Source organism: Nocardioides sp., assembly GCF_031422975.1.
Classification (GTDB): Bacteria; Actinomycetota; Actinomycetes; order Propionibacteriales; family Nocardioidaceae; genus Nocardioides.
Genome location: NZ_JANPEO010000149.1, coordinates 1 through 3,117 on the forward strand (window position 1 = coordinate 1; position 3,117 = coordinate 3,117).

General features: G+C 69.9%; 3 protein-coding genes and 1 pseudogene. 2 read left to right on the top strand and 2 right to left on the bottom strand.

What is annotated here, in order from left to right:
- Positions 1-385, bottom strand: a 385-nt coding sequence (locus RMO85_RS04715) for a VOC family protein (protein ID WP_310526780.1), incomplete at its 3' end; no start/stop codon positions are given.
- A 68-nt stretch (positions 386-453) separates the two neighbouring features.
- A complete protein-coding gene (locus RMO85_RS04720; RefSeq protein WP_310526781.1) occupies positions 454-1,218 on the bottom strand; it encodes a LamG domain-containing protein in 765 nt (254 codons plus the stop codon).
- Between the two features lie 233 nt (positions 1,219-1,451).
- Between RMO85_RS04720 and RMO85_RS04725 the strand changes: the two genes are divergently transcribed.
- Both RMO85_RS04725 and RMO85_RS04730 read left to right on the top strand, forming a co-directional pair.
- Positions 1,452-2,660, top strand: coding sequence for an acetyl-CoA C-acetyltransferase (locus tag RMO85_RS04725; protein ID WP_310526782.1), 1,209 nt, complete (start codon positions 1,452-1,454; stop codon positions 2,658-2,660).
- A gap of 68 nt (positions 2,661-2,728) precedes the next feature.
- Positions 2,729-3,117 (top strand): annotated as a pseudogene (locus RMO85_RS04730) (methylmalonyl Co-A mutase-associated GTPase MeaB); the annotation flags it as partial.

Consider the following 3,117-nt stretch of genomic DNA (forward strand, 5'->3'; position numbering starts at 1 on the left):
TGATGCGGCTCTCGGACGTACCGCGCTTGGGCGCGTCGTACAGCAGGCGTACGCCGCGCTCGCGCAGGATGACCGAGACGGCGTCCAGGTCGGTGACGCGATAGGCCAGCTGCTGCAGGCCCGGGCCGGAGCGGTCGATGAACTTGGCGATCGTCGAGTCCGCGTTGAGCGGGGCCAACAGCTGGATGTGCGAACCTGACTCGCCGACGGCGAGCATCGCCTCGCGCACTCCCTGCTCCTCGTTGGTCTCCTCGTGCGCGACGTGCAGGCCGAACGTGTCGCGGTAGTAGGCGATCGCCTCGTCCAGGTCGGGGACGGCGATCCCCACGTGGTCGATGGCCGTGAACAGGTGCTGGACGGAGTCGAGTCCGGGCTGCGTCGTCATGAGCGCATCGTCGCAGGCTCCGGTGGCGGGCGACGCGCCCGGAGCTTGAGGGCTGAGACGGTCGCGACTCAGGGAGCGGTGAGTCCGGGGTCGGAGTGGCCGATCAGGGCGGCGCCGTCGATGTCCCCGATGAATCCCAGGGGGCTCCCGCACGGGCCGGCGTAGTCGCCGAGCAGGAAGTCCTGGCCGTCCGGGAGGCCGTAGCCGATGGCGAGCGTGGCCGGGACCGATGCTCCGACCTCGGTCCCGTCGACGAAGAGGCGGACATGGCGGCCGTTGAAGACACCGACCGCCGTGTGCCACGCGCCGTCCCAGATGGCGGTGCCCGCGTTGCTCGACAACGTGAAGTTGGTGCCGTCGGAGACGTAGAACTGCAGGCCGCCGTTGCTGCCCGTGTAAAGACCGTAGGACGCCGTCTCACAGGACAGCGCGCCCTTCGAGGCGACGTACTTGAAGGCACCGGGGCCGTCGCTGCGGACCCGAGCCGCCAAGGTGAGCCCATCGGGCTCGAGAGACGGGGCGTTGGCAACGCGCACGTATTGCGATCCGTCGAACCTCAGGGCAGAGCGCCGCAACCACCCGACCCGAGGCAGGGCGACCCACGCCGGGTCCTGCGGATCGGTCTGCGCGGTCGACCCGAGCTGACCGGTGTTGCCGCTGCCGGACCAGTCGTAGGCCCGTTGTCCGGTTCCCTCGTTGAGCGGCCACAGGCCCGCGACGTCGAAGCTGCCCAGCCGGCGTGCGGTGCCAGCGTCCGCCGGAACCGCAGAGACCATGAGCGCCAGGGCGGCAGTCGTGATCAGGGTGGTGAGGGCCTGGGTGGTTCGACGCATGGCGCGCTCCTTCGGTCGGTAGGCATCTCCTCTGGGGCCGAGTCCCACTGCGGTGCTGGACACCTCAGCACGTCGGGGTTCACTGCTAACCGAGCGAGACGCAGGGGTCCCCTCAATTGGGGAGGGCTGGGGGGGTGGGTGTGACAAGCACCTCACGCGGACGGCGTCCCCGCGCTGATCGATCGCTGGGTACGCTCCGAGAAGACATTCTTTCAACGTTTTGGAGGCACCGCATGTCCGGATCCGTCATTGTTGCTGGGGCGCGTACCCCTATCGGCCGGCTGCTGGGTGGACTCAAGGACCAGTCCGCGGCCGACCTCGGGGGCGTCGCCATCGCCGGCGCGCTCGAGAAGGCCGGCGTCACCGGCGACCAGGTCGACTACGTGATCATGGGGCAGGTCATCCAGGCCGGAGCCGGCCAGATCACAGCCCGCCAGGCCGCGGTCAAGGGCGGCGTGCCCATGACCGTGCCCTCCATCACCATCAACAAGGTGTGCCTGTCCGGCATCAACGCGATCGCGCTGGCCGACCAGCTGATTCGCGCGGGCGAGCACGAGATCGTCGTCGCCGGCGGCATGGAGTCGATGACCCAGGCCCCGCACCTGCTGCCGAAGAGCCGCGAGGGCTTCAAGTACGGCGACACCAAGCTGGTCGACTCGATGGCCTACGACGCGCTCTTCGACCAGTTCACCGACCAGGCGATGATCAACCTCACCGACGGCCACAACGTCGCCGGCGCGAAGCTGACCCGCGAGGAGCAGGACGCCTTCTCCGCACAGTCGCACCAGCGTGCCGCGCTCGCGTGGAAGAACGGCGTCTTCGACGACGAGGTCGTGCCGGTCACGATCAGGTCCCGCAAGGGCGACATCGTCGTCAGCCAGGACGAGGGCGTCCGCGGCGACACCACCACCGAGTCGCTCGCCGGTCTGCGCCCCGTCTCCAAGGACGGCACCATCACCGCCGGCTCGGCGTCGCAGATCTCCGACGGTGCGTGCGCCGTGGTCGTGATGAGCAAGGCCAAGGCCGAGGAGCTCGGGCTCACCTGGCTCGCCGAGATCGGTGCCTCGGGCCAGGTGGCCGGTCCCGACTCGACCCTCCAGCTGCAGCCGGCCAACGCCATCGCGAAGGCTGCCGAGAAGGAGGGCATCGCGATCTCCGACATCGACCTCTTCGAGCTCAACGAGGCCTTCGCGGCCGTCGGCATCGAGTCGGGACGCCAGCTCGGTGTCTCCGACGACAAGATCAACGTCAACGGCGGCGCCATCGCCCTGGGCCACCCGGTCGGCATGTCCGGTGCCCGGATCGTGCTGCACCTGGCCCACGAGCTCAAGCGCCGCGGCGGCGGCATCGGCGCGGCCGCCCTGTGCGGTGGCGGTGGTCAGGGCGACGCCCTGATCATCCGGGTGCCGACCGAGTCGAACGAGGGACGAGCGAGCGATTGAGGGACCCCGACAAGGGAAGTCCCGCAGTGATCCCCGGCTCCACGGGAGGGGGCCGGCGCCGCTCAGCGGTGTCGGTCCCCGATCTCGTCACCCGGGCGCGCACCGGCGACGCCCGTGCAGTGGCCCGGCTGATCTCGCTCGTCGAGGACGCGTCACCGCTGTTGCGAGACGTGATGTCCGAGATCTGCCACCGCGTCGGCCCTGCCGATGCCCGGGCCCAGGTCGTCGGCATCACCGGCTCGCCCGGCGTGGGCAAGTCGACCTCCACCAACGGGCTCGTCACCGAGTTGCGCAAGGCGGGCAAGCGAGTCGGGGTGCTGGCCGTCGATCCGTCGTCGCCGTTCTCCGGTGGCGCCCTGCTCGGCGACCGGGTGCGGATGCAGGACCACGCGCTCGACCCCGACGTCTTCATCCGCTCGATGGCCTCCCGCGGTCACCTGGGCGGGTTGGCGTGGAC

Excerpts from the sequence above, each read along its gene's own strand:
- RMO85_RS04725 (WP_310526782.1), top strand. The coding sequence starts at position 1,452 with ATGTCCGGATCCGTCATTGTTGCTGGGGCGCGTACCCCTATCGGCCGG.
- RMO85_RS04720 (WP_310526781.1), bottom strand. The coding sequence starts at position 1,218 with ATGCGTCGAACCACCCAGGCCCTCACCACCCTGATCACGACTGCCGCC.